The organism is Pseudomonas cichorii (assembly GCF_018343775.1).
Taxonomy (GTDB): Bacteria; Pseudomonadota; Gammaproteobacteria; order Pseudomonadales; family Pseudomonadaceae; genus Aquipseudomonas; species Aquipseudomonas cichorii.
Genome location: NZ_CP074349.1, coordinates 5,140,880 through 5,155,246, shown reverse-complemented (window position 1 = coordinate 5,155,246; position 14,367 = coordinate 5,140,880). Strand labels below are relative to the sequence as shown.

Sequence of the window (14,367 nt, the reverse complement as noted above, 5' to 3'; positions counted from 1 at the left end):
GTCATGGGCATCGATCTTCCACTGATCTGGGCGGTCATCATCATCTTCGGCATCATGATGTATGTGGTGATGGACGGTTTTGACCTGGGCATCGGGATTCTCTTCCCGTTCATGAAAGACAGCTCCGACCGCGACGTGATGATGAACACCGTCGCTCCAGTCTGGGACGGCAATGAAACCTGGCTGGTTCTGGGCGGTGCAGCGTTGTTCGGTGCTTTCCCCATGGCCTATGCGGTGGTGCTGTCGGCACTCTATCTGCCGCTGATCTTCATGCTGATGGGGCTGATCTTTCGCGGCGTGGCTTTCGAGTTCCGCTTCAAGGCCACGGAAGAGAAGCGTCACCTGTGGGACAAGGCGTTCATTGGCGGCTCACTGGTTGCGACCTTCTTCCAGGGCGTGGCGCTGGGGGCTTTCATCGAAGGCATTCCGGTGGTCAACCGCGAGTTCGCCGGTGGTTCGCTGGACTGGCTGGCGCCGTTCCCGATGTTCTGTGGCCTGGCCCTGATCGTCGCTTATGCGTTGCTGGGCTGCACCTGGCTGATCATGAAGACCGAAGGGCCGTTGCAGACGGCGATGCACGATCTGGCACGTCCCCTGGCGCTGGCGACGCTGGCGGTCATCGGTATTGTCAGTCTCTGGACGCCGCTGGCTCACCCGGACATCGCTCAGCGCTGGTTCAGCCTGCCAAACCTGTTCTGGTTCATGCCCGTGCCGATTCTGGTGCTGGTCACCCTGTACGGTCTGTTCAAGGCAGTGGCCCGCAATGCCCATTACACGCCGTTCCTGCTGACGCTGCTGCTGATCTTTCTGGGCTACAGCGGCCTTGGGATCAGCTTGTGGCCCAATATCATTCCGCCGTCGGTTTCCATCTGGCAGGCTGCTGCTCCGCCTCAGAGTCAGGGCTTCATGCTGGTGGGCACGCTGTTCATCATCCCGTTCATTCTGGGGTACACCTTCTGGAGCTATTACGTGTTTCGCGGGAAGGTGACTGCTGAAGACGGTTATCACTAGAGGAGATTGGCGATGTCTGGCAAGAACTCCATGCACGACAAGGACCCGGCGCTGAGCAAGCCGCTCTGGCAGCGGCTGGCCTGGCTGGTCGGCATCTGGGCAGGCAGCGTCTTTGCGCTGTTCATCGTGGCCAGCCTGATGCGCATGTTCATGAATGCAGCGGGCTTGACCACCCACTGATCACCCAGCGTTTGATTCCCATCCCGTGTTTTGTGGACACGGCTTCATGACCCTCCTTGCGGAGGGTTTTTTTTGAGGTTTATTTACGGGCTTTGAGAATCACGAACTTGGGCGTTGCGGCGACCTGTTCCACGCCGCGAAACAGTCGTGCCAGTTTGCTGTGATAGCCCAGATGGCGATTGCCGACGATATACAGCGCGCCACCGACCACCAGTGAAGCCCGCGCCTGAAGGAACATGCGCCAGGCCAGGAAATCACCGACCACCTGCTGCTGGTGGAAGGGCGGGTTGCAGAGCACCACATCCAGAGAATCCGGCTCCTGGCCGGCCAGGCCATCGCCGGCACGAATCACTACCTCGCGCGCTCCCAGCGTTGCCTGCCAGTTCTCGGTGGCCGATTGCACGGCCATGAAAGACTCATCCACCAGCGTGTAATGAGCCTCCGGGTTGTCCAGAGCACTGGCAATGGCCAGCACACCATTGCCGCAGCCCAGATCGGCGACCCTGGCCGAGCCGAGGTTCCCGGGTAGATAAGGCAGGAAGGCCCGGGTGCCAATATCCAGGCCGTCGCGACAGAATACGTTGGCGTGGTTGACCAGTTCGATGGCGGGTTGATCGAGTTTGTAACGGGTCGGGTAGGGCGAGCTCAGGACCGGCCTTGATTCTGGTGTGCAGAACAGCAGGCGTGCCTTTTTCACGGCCAGCGATGCCTGTACCGGCCCTACATATTCTTCCAGCAGGTCACCGGCCGAGCGTGGCAGGTGCTTGACCATAGCTGCCGCGATCACTTGGGCGCCCGGCGCCAACTGGCCTTGCAGGCGAATGAGCTGTTCTTCCAGCAGCGCCATGGTCTTGGGAACCCGGATCAGTACCCAGTCGAAAGGGCCGTTCAACGGCTCGCTGGCCGGGATCACGGGGACGGCGTCATAGGGCATGCCGTTGCGGGCAAGGTTCTTTTCCAGGCCTTGTGCCGCCAGATACGAGTCGGTGCTGCTGACCACCGTTGCATGCTGTGCGAGGCTTGCGGCCAATGCGCCAAAGCTGTCGTTGAGTACCAGTACCTTGCTCTGCAGGGTCAGGCCGGTTTCTGCCACATGGTTCAGCAGGTATTCATCCGCCGCATCAAATGCCTGCAACGGCTCATCTTGTTGTTCGGGTTGGCGAATGAGATCAAGTTGAGCGAAAGGACTGGTCAGCACGGGCATGGGCAGGAAAACTCTGGGAATCGACGTATGTCATGCGAGCCCGGCATCTGATGGGCTCGCTGAGATCGGCAAGTTTACGTGCTTTTTGCTGTTTGGCACCCTCCATGTTGGTAGCCGGTTGCTGTTGCCCTCAGAACATTCCGCTCAAGGCTGCCTGTACGGCCGCAGCCGTTTTGTTGCAAACCCCCATTTTCTGTATCGCGCTGGCGATATGAAAATGAATGGTGCGCTCTTTCAGGCTCAGAATGATTGCGATGTCGCCCGCTGTCTTGCCTTCCGCGGACCATTTGAGGATCTCGATTTCTCGATGGGTAAGGTTTTTTGCGTGAGATGGGGATGGTGAGTTGAATTCCATGGATCCCATGATCGCCTCCATGCCTTTGATGGCGAGTTGTTTCTGTATTGTCTAAGTAGTCTAGAAAAGAACCACCGTGTTCAGTTTGTGTGTGAGCCTATCTAGACGAGTGGCGTGATGGCTTTTGTGTATTCAAAAAGATGTTTTTGGGCTGAAACACTGGCGCGTGCTGGGTTGTGGCTTTTCAGGGCATACAGGCTTTCAACTAACGAAAGATGGCCTCAAGAACCAAATACTCTAAATTGCCGCTGCTTGATGTCGCTCAAATCACTACAAACAGCCGGTGTTTATCGAGCGCGCTTTGGAGGACACTGGAAACCTTTTCCAGCTCTGGAGCCAGAAGCCTCCCATGACCGCCAGCGAAGACAAGTTCACCCGCCAGACACTGCAGCGTGTGACGCCATTGACCGACAATCTGTTTACTCTGCGCACCACGCGCGACCCCGGTTTTCGTTTTCGTGCCGGGCAGTTCGCTCGCCTTGGCGTGACCAGAGCCGATGGCAGTACGGTATGGCGCCCCTACTCGATGGTTTCTGCGCCCCATGACGAGTTTCTGGAGTTCTTCTCCATCGTGGTGCCGGGCGGGGAGTTCACCAGTGAACTGAGCCGTCTGCGCGAAGGCGACACCTTGCTGGTGGAGAAGCTGGCGACCGGTTATCTGACGCCGGACCGTTTTGTCGACGGGCGAGACTTGTGGCTGTTATCCACAGGCACGGGCGTCGCGCCTTTTCTCTCGATCCTTCAGGACTTTGAGATATGGGATAAATTCGAGCGGATCATCCTGGTCTACAGCGCCCGTGAGGCCAAGGAGCTGGCTTATCAGCAGTTGATTGCCGAGTTGATGCAGCGCGATTATCTGGCCGAGTACGCCGACAAGTTCCTGTTCCTGCCCACCGTAACCCGCGAACAGCATCCCGGCGCCTTGCATGGGCGTATCACAAGCCTGATCGAAAATGGCGCGCTGGAACGTGCCGCAGGTGTCGAGCTGACGCCCGAGCATTCGCGGGTGATGATCTGCGGCAATCCGCAAATGATCGACGATACGCGGGCCGTGCTCAAACAGCGCAACATGCAACTCAACCTGACCCGTCGGCCAGGGCAGGTTGTGGTTGAGAATTACTGGTAGGCGTTTTCGCGAATCTGTGGGAGGACTTGCTGGCGACTTCTGAAGCTGTCGCCAGCAAGCTGCCTGCCACAGTCTTGCTTCAAACCGGACGACCAGGGTCCACCGTAATCGGTGCCGCTGGCTTGTTCTGCTCTTTGAGCAAATCACGAATCTCGCCCAGCAGGACTTCTTCCTTGGACGGTGTCGGTGGCAGGGTCGGGGCCTTGGCTTCTTCGCGCTTGAGGCGGTTGATGGCCTTGACGCCCATGAAGATGGCGAACGCCACGATGACGAAGTCGAGTACGGTCTGGATGAACTTGCCGTAGGCCAGCAGCACGGCAGGCGTTGTGCCTTCGGCCGCTCGCAGGGTAATGGCCAGGTCACTGAAGTCCACACCGCCGATCAACAGGCCCAGCGGGGGCATGATCACGTCACCGACGAATGATGAAACGATCTTGCCGAATGCTGCACCAATGATGATACCCACGGCCATATCGACCACGTTACCTTTGACGGCGAAGGCCTTGAATTCGCTTAGTACGCTCATGGGTGATTCCTTGTTACAGAGGGAGATGACCGGATTCAGTGTAATGGAGCAATGTGTATCCTGCTGTGTACATGTGCAATCGACCAGGGTGGGTGCGGTAAGTTTTATCCGGATCGGCAAAAACCGAGTTCCGGCGGCGCGGCATTTGCTGCGTTATCATGCTGATTTTTACGACTGGGGTTGTCATGGCCAAGGCCAAACGCTTGTACGGCTGCACGGAGTGCGGTGCGACTTTTCCCAAATGGGCTGGCCAGTGCAGTGATTGCGGCGCCTGGAACACGCTGGTTGAAACCATGCTGGAAAGCGGCGCAGCCGCCCCTCCCAGCGGACGCACCGGCTGGACGGGCTCGCAGGCCCAGATCAAGACCCTGGCCGAAGTCAGTGTCGAAGAGATTCCGCGCTTCTCAACCAACTCCAACGAACTGGATCGGGTCCTGGGCGGCGGCCTTGTGGATGGCTCTGTCGTCTTGATCGGTGGTGATCCGGGGATCGGTAAATCCACGATTCTGCTGCAAACCCTGTGCAATATCGCCGAGCGCATGCCAGCCCTGTATGTGACGGGCGAAGAATCCCAGCAACAGGTGGCCATGCGCGCCCGTCGCCTTGGCCTGCCTCAGGATAAATTGCGGGTGATGACCGAAACCTGCATCGAGACCATCATCGCCACGGCGCGTGTCGAGCACCCCAAGGTCATGGTGATCGACTCCATCCAGACGATCTTCACCGAACAACTGCAATCCGCTCCCGGCGGCGTGGCGCAAGTGCGGGAAAGCGCCGCCTTGCTGGTGCGTTACGCCAAGCAGAGCGGCACGGCGATTTTCCTGGTTGGCCATGTGACCAAGGAAGGTGCGCTGGCCGGGCCTCGGGTCCTGGAGCATATGGTCGATACCGTTCTCTATTTCGAGGGCGAGTCGGATGGACGGCTGCGTCTGCTGCGGGCGGTGAAAAACCGTTTCGGCGCCGTCAACGAACTGGGCGTGTTCGGCATGACGGACAAGGGGCTCAAGGAGGTTTCCAACCCGTCAGCGATTTTTCTGACCCGTGCTCAGGAAGAAGTGCCCGGCAGCGTGGTCATGGCGACCTGGGAAGGCACGCGCCCGATGCTGGTGGAAGTTCAGGCGCTGGTGGATGACAGCCACATGTCCAATCCGCGTCGGGTAACGCTGGGGCTGGATCAGAATCGTCTGGCGATGCTGCTGGCGGTCTTGCATCGCCATGGCGGAATCCCGACCCACGATCAGGACGTGTTCCTCAATGTGGTGGGTGGTGTGAAAGTGCTGGAAACCGCGTCTGACCTGGCGTTGATGGCGGCGGTCATGTCGAGCCTGCGCAACCGGCCATTGCCTCATGATCTGCTGGTGTTCGGGGAAGTGGGGCTTTCCGGCGAGGTCAGGCCGGTGCCCAGCGGTCAGGAACGTCTGAAAGAGGCTGCCAAGCATGGCTTCAAGCGAGCCATCGTGCCCAAGGGCAATGCCCCCAAGGAAGCGCCGGCCGGTTTGCAGATCATTGCGGTTACTCGGCTGGAGCAGGCGCTGGATGCGTTGTTTGAATAGAGTTGCGTGCCTCTTCGCGAATGCATGCGCGAAGGCTCAAATCTCGATCAGCGCCGCCAGTTCCCTGTCCAGCTCAGCCGGATCTCCCAGGTTCAGCTCCACCAGCCGCTTCAAATGACTGATCGATTCCAGCCCGATGTGCAGGCAGACAAACCCGAGATGCTGGTTGTCGTCATGTGTCAGCTTCACATCCATCTTCACGTAGGCATCGTCGCTGAGATGAATGTCCACCAGAAAGTGCTCGTCCGGATTACCCGTCCAGGGTTCCGGCCGTTCGATGAGCAGTCCTTTCAGAGAGAGATCGAGCAACTGCACTTTCCAGTTGTGGTTGCCCTGGCTGAGGTCGGTCCTGGCATCGAAAGCGATGCGCTTGAAACGACGGCGATCTGAGGGGGAGTCGGTCATCAGGTGAGCTCTCGTGGTATCGACTGACGCTGGGTCAGCGGACATGCCATGGATAATGGCACCCTTGTTTAGGCACGATAGACCTGAACGGAGTTGCCGAACAGTTCTGTGGATAACTTTTATTGCTTCTGTAGATTCGTTTGCAGGAAGGGGAGGCGTTATTTACGTTTTGACAGGCTATTAAAGCGCTCTAGACCATCGTTGGGGGTGGCCTTTCGCTCCGACAGGGCTAAACTCGGAGTGCTTGCCTTCTAGTCAACTCTGCTGGAATAAGAAAATGAAAAATAACAATAGCCTAATGCGCCACGTGCCTTGGCTGCTTCTCGCAATTATTGGGGCTTGTGCCCTGGGGGTGGTAGCACTGCGTCGTGGCGAGGCAATCAATGCCTTGTGGATCGTGGTCGCTGCTGTAGCTATTTATCTGGTTGCTTATCGTTACTACAGTCTTTTCATCGCCAACCATGTCATGCAGCTCGACCCGCTGCGGGCAACCCCGGCGGTGGTCAACAACGATGGTCTGGACTATGTGCCGACCAACAAGCACATTCTGTTCGGTCACCACTTCGCAGCCATCGCAGGTGCAGGCCCGCTGGTCGGCCCGGTACTGGCCGCGCAGATGGGTTATCTGCCCGGTACGCTCTGGCTGATCGCCGGTGTGGTTCTGGCGGGCGCGGTACAGGATTTCATGATCCTGTTCCTGTCCACGCGCCGTAACGGTCGCTCCCTGGGCGACATCGTCCGCGAAGAAATGGGCCGTATCCCCGGCACCATTGCCTTGTTCGGCTGCTTCCTGATCATGATCATCATCCTTGCGGTGCTGGCGCTGATCGTGGTCAAGGCCCTGGCTGAAAGCCCGTGGGGTATGTTCACCGTCATGGCGACCATCCCGATCGCGATGTTCATGGGCGTTTACATGCGCTACATCCGCCCGGGTCGCATCGGTGAAATCTCCATCATCGGTGTGGTTCTGCTGCTGCTTTCCATCTGGGTAGGCGGCGCGGTGGCTGCGGATCCGGTCTGGGGCCCGATGTTTACCTTCACTGGTGTGCAGATCACCTGGATGCTGGTGGGCTATGGCTTCGTTGCGGCAATGCTGCCGGTATGGCTGCTGCTCGCACCGCGTGACTATCTCTCTACCTTCCTGAAAATCGGCACCATCGTTGCGCTGGCCATCGGCATTCTGATTCTGGCTCCCGAACTGAAAATGCCGGCCCTGACCCAGTTCACCGACGGTACGGGTCCGGTCTGGAAAGGCGCGCTGTTCCCGTTCCTGTTCATCACCATTGCGTGTGGTGCGGTGTCGGGCTTCCATGCACTGATTTCCTCGGGTACCACGCCCAAACTGCTGGATAACGAAAAGAACGCCCGCTACATCGGTTACGGTGGCATGCTCATGGAGTCCTTCGTCGCCATCATGGCCATGGTCGCCGCTTCGGTGATCGAGCCGGGTGTGTACTTCGCCATGAACAGCCCGCCTGCGATTGTGGGCAGTGATGTGGTGACTGTGGCGCAAACCGTCAGCAACTGGGGCTTTACCATTACGCCCGAGCAACTGACTGCCGTGGCCAATGACATCGGCGAGCACACCATCCTGGCCCGTGCCGGTGGTGCTCCAACCCTGGCAGTCGGTATCGCGCAGATCCTGCACCAGGTCCTGCCGGGTGAAAACACCATGGCGTTCTGGTACCACTTCGCGATTCTGTTTGAAGCCCTGTTCATCCTGACCGCTGTCGACGCCGGTACCCGTGCCGGTCGCTTCATGCTTCAAGACCTGCTGGGCAGCTTCGTACCTGCTCTTAAGCGCACCGAGTCCTGGGTTGCAAACGCCATCGGTACCGGTGGTTGCGTCGCGCTTTGGGGATACCTGCTGTATCAAGGCGTGATCGACCCACTGGGTGGCATCAATACCTTGTGGCCGCTGTTCGGTATCTCCAACCAGATGCTCGCCGGTATCGCCCTGATGCTTGCCAGTGTGGTGCTGATCAAGATGAAGCGTCAGCGCTACGTCTGGGTGACCTTGCTGCCTGCGTCCTGGCTGCTGATCTGCACCGTGACCGCGAGCCTGATCAAGCTGTTCGACTCCAACCCTGCCGTTGGTTTCCTGGCCCTGGCCAAGAAGTACAGCACCGCAGCGGATGCTGGCCAGATCCTGGCTCCGGCCAAGAACATGGACCAGATGCAGCACGTGATCTTCAACGCTTACACCAACGCCGGTCTGACCATCCTGTTCCTGTTCGTCGTGTCCAGCATCCTGTTCTACGCGCTGAAAGTCGGCCGTGCGGCGTGGATCAAGAAAGAGCGCAGCGACAAGGAAATGCCCTACCAGGCCATGCCTCCGGGATCGCAGGTGTGATAACGGTCATGAAGAGAGGATCAGCCCATGTTCAATGACCTGAGTCGCCTCGGGAAATACCTCGGTCAGGCCGCACGCCTGATGGTGGGCATGCCGGACTACGACACCTATGTCGAGCACATGCAGACCAAGCACCCGGACAAGCCGTTGATGAGCTACGAGGAGTTCTTTCGCGAACGCCAGGAAGCTCGTTACGGCGGCAAGGGTGGTCCCAAGTGTTGCTGATCCTCTGATCTGCGTTATCGTTTGAATCGACGCGCCACAGGCCAACACCTGTGGCGTTGTCGTTTTTATAGAGCATCTGTACATATTGAACTGCTGGAGTACACATGACTGTTGCGCAACCCATCCCCGTCACCGTATTGACCGGCTTTCTGGGAGCAGGCAAGACCACTCTGCTGCGTCATTTGCTCAAGGCCGAACACGGCCTGAAAATCGCGGTCATCGAAAACGAATTCAGTGATGCCGGCATTGATAGCCAGTTGCTTGGCACAGACCCCGTGCAAATCATGACGCTGTCCAACGGCTGCGTCTGCTGCACCATCCACACCGACCTGACCAAAGCCCTGTACCTGCTGCTGGAGCGACTGGACAGCGGTGAAATCGCCTTTGACCGACTGGTGATCGAATGCACCGGCCTTGCCGATCCGGCTCCCGTTGCGCAAACCTTCTTCATCGATGAAGAGCTGCGCGAGCGCTACATCCTCGACGGCATCATCACGCTGGTGGATGCTGCCCATGCCGACACCCACCTGGCCCAGACCATCGCCCAGGCACAAATCGGCTTTGCCGACCGTTTGCTGGTGAGCAAGCGCGATCTGGTGGACGAAGAAGCCTTCCAGGCTCTCTCGTCCCGCCTGACCCGTATCAACCGGCGCGCGCCGATTCGTATCGTTGAGCACGGCAAGATCGATTTGGCCGAATTGCTGGATGTCAGAGGCTTCAACCTCAACGCCGACCTCGGTGGCGGCGTCACCCTGCGCCCGCTTGCCCCGGCTGGCGCATCCGCCGACCGCATCTCAAGCCTGGTGCTGCGCAGTGAAAAACCGCTGGATATCGACAAGCTCAGCGAGTTCATGAACGAACTGCTCGAAGACCACGGCAAACAACTGCTGCGCTACAAAGGCGTACTCAATATCGCAGGCGAGCCACGGCGCATGGTGTTCCAGGGCGTGCTGAAGCTCTATGGCTTTGACTGGGATACCGAATGGGCAGAAGACGAAAAACGCGAAAGCGTGATCGTGTTCATTGCCGATGAATTGCCGGAAGAGAAGATTCGGGCGGCGTTTGGCGAGATGGTGGGGGGTAACACTAATGTGTGAGCCAGCGACCTGATTTCGTAGGAGCGGATTTATCCGCGAGAAGTCATTGAAGGGGATACATTTTCTTCGGATGTACGGACTTCTCGCGAATAAGCGGAGCACCCTCTGATTGCTCCTGCGGGAATTTTATTTAAATCATGATATTGCGTTTCGTTTTGTGAGAGTAGATATCACTCATTCCAACAGGAATTGAATTTCTCTTCCGCCTCAAGCCGGGTTTCGATACCCAAGCGGTTAAGAGCCGTATGAGTGTCAGGAGGTGTTTTTTCATGCGCTAGGTAGTGCCATAAGTTGAGTGGTTTCTCGGGTGTTTAAAGTCGACTCCATGTTGACGTTGCAGGGGCACTGTTGGCCTGTGATAGAAACGGGAGTCATGGTCAGCCTCAAGAATGCGAGGCATGCATCCTTGCGCATATGACCTTGGTGTTTATGCAGGGCGTTTCTGTGAAGGTTATGAGAAATGGCTGAGAGTTATATCTCCTGTAGGTTTTTTTGAAAGGATAAGGATTAGGCTTAAAAAGCCAGGTAGTGGAGGCCAATTCGTTTGGTGCGTAGCTGATCCCCTGCGAATTCAATAAAGAGCTTTCTTACAGGAAAAACACTGCGACACTGCTTTTGCTCAGAAGTCTCCTACATACATTAATAAGCAGCGTTGCAAAAATGACCGTTCAATCACCGAAAGTACGATTTCAGGCTTTCGTTTCTTTTGGTGCTACCCATCACCAAAAACTCTATGGCTTTAGTGCGTATTGTCATGTCACCCTGTCGTGCAGTGCCGCCAGCGCTGGAATATTGCCTTTGTTAGCCTCTGGAGTTTTTACGAATGGGATGGCTCCCACCATGATTTTCGACAAGCATGCGCATTACTCAATGAACCATATAAAGGCAGCATGCGCAGACGAAACGGATGTCATGACACTGAATCACAACGACATGGATCAACTCGAGACATTATGTAAATCTCACAAAAAGATTGCTTATGTTGCTGATGGTGTCTACAGCATGGGAGGTGTTGCGGATATGGAAAGCCTCATCTATCTGAAAGAGAAATATGGGATGTTTCTGTATCTCGACGACTCTCATGCCATCACGGCTTTGGGAGCAAATGGAATGGGCCATGTGAGATCATGGCTACCCTGCCAGGATGACAGCACTATTGTCGTGGCGTCTCTCGGAAAGGCTTTTGGCGCTGGAGGTGGAATGGCCATGCTGGGTAGTGAGCAGCAGAAAAAACTGATCTACCGGTACGGCGGCCCCAGCAACTGGTCTCAGAGTCTTAATGCTGCCGCTATCGGTGCAGGAAGAGCTTCGATAGCCTTGCATCGCACAGGTGAGATTGATGAGTTGCAAAAAAAGCTGCAGCGCAATATCCAACGCTTTGATTCACTGATTGTTACAGATCAAATAGGAAGCTATTCGCCGATCAGGCTGATACGTTGCCCTGGTGCCAATGTTGCAAATCATATTGCTGCCGAACTCTCCAATAATGGATTTTTTACTTCTGCTGTGTTTTTTCCAGTAGTAGCACAAAATAAGCCTGCGATAAGAATCACGTTCAGAGCAGATATGTCCGCTGGCCTTATTGATGAGTTTTGCGCACGGGTGAAACGTTTTCTTGGCACAACAGAACTCGCCTCCCACACAGCCCAGTATCAACTACCTTAAACCATGAAAATCGACAGCCATATCGTTATCTCATGTATGGCCGTGTTGACGGCACAGTCAGGTATAACGCTCTATCTTCCGTCCTTGCCCTCAATTGCCGAAAGTTTTCATGCCAGCCCCGGTTTTTCGGCGCTGACACTTTCGGCATTTCTGGCGGGGATGGGGTTGCCGATGTTGCTGTGGGGCAGAGTGGCGGCCTTGCTGGGGGGCAGGGCAACGATGATCTGGGCGCTTTTGCTGTTTTCTATCAGCAGCCTGGGGGTTGCGCTATCGGCCGACACTGCCATGTTCATTATCTGTCGCACTGTTCAAGGAGCGGCTGCCGGAGGTATTTCGGTCATGGCTCGTGTGTTGTTACGCGATAATTTCAGTGCGCAGCATTTGGCAAAGGCTCTGAGCTGGCTGTCGATCTGCTTTGTGATATCGCTGGGTTTGGCGCAAGTTGCAGGTGCGTTGATACATACAGCCTGGGGCTGGCGGGCCGTTTTTTTCACAAGTGCAGCTTTGGGCTTTTTATTGATTTTTCCTGTTATGCGATACGCCCCGAGTGGAATGCCTGATCGTCGGGCCTCAAGCCCAGGTCGAAAAATATACGGCACCCTCATTCGAGATGTTCAATTCATGCGGCCAGTATTGGCGGGTGGCTTGGGCTATGGCGTGATTATTCTTTTTGGAGCCAGTGCCCCAGCGCTCTTTCAGCTTCACTTCAACTGGACTTCCATGGAGTATGGCTGGATTGGGTGGCCAGTCAGCGGTGCCTATATGCTTGGCGCTTTGTCGGTCAGTTGGCTGCTTTCAAAGCGCAGCGAGGATCAGAGCCTGATGTTTGGGTTGAAGCTTCTGGCATCGGGGGCTTTGCTTATGGGGGCGGGGCAGTTCTTGTTTCCGGCGGCTGCTTCTTCTTTATGGCTACCTTACTGTTTGCTGCTTGTCGGTCAGGGCATCGTTTATCCGCTGTGCCAATCCCTTGCCAATCAGAGCGCATCCGTCAGCGGTCCCTATGCCATGGCATTGACCGGTTTTATCCATCAGGCGATGGCTGCCTGCTGTGGGTTGATAGCCAGTGTTTTACCCTCGGGCCAGCCAGGGCCATTCACGCTTGTCTGTATCGTGCTTGCAATTCTGGCATGGGGTATTTACACGCAGGGTCGCGTGAAGGTCTCCTCATAAATAAAAAGCCCGGCTCAAAAGCCGGGCTCTTTCATACAGTCAGCAACTACGCTATCAAGCGCCGTAAACCGGCAGCTTGGCGCAGATGGCTTTGACCTTCTCGCGAACGGCGTCGATCACCGCTTCGTTGTTCAGGTCAGCCAGGATGTCGCAGATCCAGCCAGCCAGTTCCTTGCACTCTGCTTCCTTGAAGCCGCGAGTTGTCACTGCCGGGGTGCCGAAGCGCAGGCCGGAGGTGACGAACGGGGAGCGTGGGTCGTTCGGGACGGAGTTCTTGTTCACGGTGATGAAGGCGCGGCCCAGGGCAGCGTCTGCGTCTTTACCGGAGATGTCCTGTTTGATCAGGGACAGCAGGAACAGGTGGTTTTCAGTACCGCCGGAAACCACGTCGAAACCGCGCTCGATGAACACGCCAGCCATGGCCTTGGCGTTCTTGACCACTTGTTGCTGGTAGGCCTTGAACTCCGGTTGCAGTGCTTCCTTGAAGCAGACAGCCTTGGCCGCGATGACGTGCTCCAGCGGGCCGCCCTGTGCGCCAGGGAATACTGCCGAGTTCAGCTTCTTCTCGATGTCGGCATTGGCGCGAGCCAGGATCAGGCCGCCACGTGGACCGCGCAGGGTCTTGTGGGTCGTGGTGGTGACCACGTCAGCGAATGGAACCGGGTTCGGGTAGACACCCGCGGCAACCAGACCGGCTACGTGGGCCATGTCGACGAACAGGTAAGCACCGACCTTGTCAGCGATTTCGCGGAAACGGGCGAAGTCCAGAACCTGCGAGTAGGCAGAGAAACCGGCCACGATCATTTTTGGCTTGTGCTCGACGGTCAGACGCTCGACTTCGTCGTAGTCGATCATGCCATTGGCGTCGATGCCGTATTGAACAGCGTTGTACAGTTTGCCCGAGGAGCTGACGCTGGCGCCGTGGGTCAGGTGACCGCCATGAGCCAGGCTCATGCCCAGAATGGTGTCGCCGCCTTGCAGCAGAGCCAGGTAAACAGCGGAGTTTGCCTGGGAACCGGCGTGTGGCTGTACGTTGGCGTAATCAGCGCCGAACAGTTCCTTGGCGCGGTCGATGGCCAGTTGTTCAACGACGTCGACGTACTCGCAGCCACCGTAGTAGCGCTTGCCCGGATAGCCTTCGGCGTACTTGTTGGTCAGGACCGAGCCCTGAGCCTCCATGACAGCCGGGCTGGTGTAGTTTTCCGAGGCAATCAGTTCGATGTGCTCTTCCTGGCGCAGGGCTTCTTGCTCCATGGCGGCAAAAAGATCGGAGTCGTACTTCGCGAGAGTCAAATCACGGCTGAACATGGCAGTCCTCGAGGGGTTGGAGCGGAAAAGGGGAGCATTCTACCCCATCGCGTTTTATCTGGCATATGAAAGGGGCTCATTTGGTGGATGAGCAGAAGGCAAGTAGGAGGGGAAGCTGCAAGTTACAAGCGGCAAGCTACAAGCAAGAGCGGGGTCGTAGCGTTCGGAAAAAATCTGCTTTTGCTTGAA

The 14,367-nt window shown here is 56.8% G+C and carries 14 protein-coding genes; 9 read left to right on the top strand and 5 right to left on the bottom strand.

Going from position 1 to position 14,367, the window contains the following annotated elements; translation table 11 throughout:
• The first annotated feature begins 3 nt into the window (after positions 1-3).
• Together cydB and KGD89_RS21920 are read left to right on the top strand one after the other, a co-directional pair.
• A complete protein-coding gene (cydB, locus tag KGD89_RS21925) occupies positions 4-1,011 on the top strand; it encodes a cytochrome d ubiquinol oxidase subunit II (protein WP_025261905.1) in 1,008 nt (335 codons plus the stop codon).
• A gap of 12 nt (positions 1,012-1,023) precedes the next feature.
• Positions 1,024-1,191, top strand: coding sequence for a DUF2474 domain-containing protein (locus KGD89_RS21920; RefSeq protein WP_038400044.1), 168 nt, complete (start codon positions 1,024-1,026; stop codon positions 1,189-1,191).
• Positions 1,192-1,270: 79 nt separating this feature from the next.
• Here KGD89_RS21920 and KGD89_RS21915 read toward each other — a convergent pair whose 3' ends face one another.
• Both KGD89_RS21915 and KGD89_RS21910 read right to left on the bottom strand, forming a co-directional pair.
• Complete coding sequence (locus KGD89_RS21915) at positions 1,271-2,395, bottom strand: methyltransferase (protein WP_025261904.1); 1,125 nt, start codon at positions 2,393-2,395, stop codon at positions 1,271-1,273.
• Positions 2,396-2,525: 130 nt separating this feature from the next.
• Positions 2,526-2,759: a helix-turn-helix domain-containing protein gene (locus KGD89_RS21910; protein ID WP_025261903.1), complete on the bottom strand. Its 234-nt coding sequence runs from the start codon at positions 2,757-2,759 to the stop codon at positions 2,526-2,528.
• Between the two features lie 340 nt (positions 2,760-3,099).
• Here KGD89_RS21910 and KGD89_RS21905 point away from each other — a divergent pair, with 340 nt between their 5' ends.
• Positions 3,100-3,876, top strand: coding sequence for a ferredoxin--NADP reductase (locus KGD89_RS21905; protein WP_025261902.1), 777 nt, complete (start codon positions 3,100-3,102; stop codon positions 3,874-3,876).
• Positions 3,877-3,955: 79 nt separating this feature from the next.
• Here the strand turns inward: KGD89_RS21905 and mscL are convergent, their stop codons facing one another.
• Positions 3,956-4,402: a large-conductance mechanosensitive channel protein MscL gene (gene mscL / locus KGD89_RS21900; protein ID WP_025261901.1), complete on the bottom strand. Its 447-nt coding sequence runs from the start codon at positions 4,400-4,402 to the stop codon at positions 3,956-3,958.
• 185 nt (positions 4,403-4,587) lie between these two features.
• Here mscL and radA point away from each other — a divergent pair, with 185 nt between their 5' ends.
• Entirely contained in the window at positions 4,588-5,955 is a 1,368-nt protein-coding gene (radA, locus tag KGD89_RS21895) for a DNA repair protein RadA (RefSeq protein ID WP_025261900.1), read from the top strand.
• Between the two features lie 36 nt (positions 5,956-5,991).
• Here radA and KGD89_RS21890 read toward each other — a convergent pair whose 3' ends face one another.
• Positions 5,992-6,360, bottom strand: coding sequence for a PilZ domain-containing protein (locus KGD89_RS21890; RefSeq protein WP_025261899.1), 369 nt, complete (start codon positions 6,358-6,360; stop codon positions 5,992-5,994).
• A gap of 277 nt (positions 6,361-6,637) precedes the next feature.
• Here KGD89_RS21890 and KGD89_RS21885 point away from each other — a divergent pair, with 277 nt between their 5' ends.
• From KGD89_RS21885 to KGD89_RS21865, 5 genes are all read left to right on the top strand, one after another.
• Positions 6,638-8,713: a carbon starvation CstA family protein gene (locus tag KGD89_RS21885; RefSeq protein WP_025261898.1), complete on the top strand. Its 2,076-nt coding sequence runs from the start codon at positions 6,638-6,640 to the stop codon at positions 8,711-8,713.
• 27 nt (positions 8,714-8,740) lie between these two features.
• Entirely contained in the window at positions 8,741-8,938 is a 198-nt protein-coding gene (locus tag KGD89_RS21880; protein ID WP_025261897.1) for a YbdD/YjiX family protein, read from the top strand.
• A gap of 104 nt (positions 8,939-9,042) precedes the next feature.
• Positions 9,043-10,035 (top strand): GTPase, encoded by a 993-nt coding sequence (gene yjiA, locus KGD89_RS21875; protein WP_025261896.1) that lies wholly within the window; start codon positions 9,043-9,045, stop codon positions 10,033-10,035.
• Between the two features lie 660 nt (positions 10,036-10,695).
• Positions 10,696-11,700: an aminotransferase class I/II-fold pyridoxal phosphate-dependent enzyme gene (locus KGD89_RS21870; protein ID WP_074568857.1), complete on the top strand. Its 1,005-nt coding sequence runs from the start codon at positions 10,696-10,698 to the stop codon at positions 11,698-11,700.
• Between the two features lie 3 nt (positions 11,701-11,703).
• Positions 11,704-12,870, top strand: coding sequence for an MFS transporter (locus KGD89_RS21865; protein ID WP_025261894.1), 1,167 nt, complete (start codon positions 11,704-11,706; stop codon positions 12,868-12,870).
• A gap of 54 nt (positions 12,871-12,924) precedes the next feature.
• Here the strand turns inward: KGD89_RS21865 and glyA are convergent, their stop codons facing one another.
• Positions 12,925-14,178: a serine hydroxymethyltransferase gene (glyA, locus tag KGD89_RS21860; protein ID WP_025261893.1), complete on the bottom strand. Its 1,254-nt coding sequence runs from the start codon at positions 14,176-14,178 to the stop codon at positions 12,925-12,927.
• Positions 14,179-14,367: the final 189 nt, after the last annotated feature.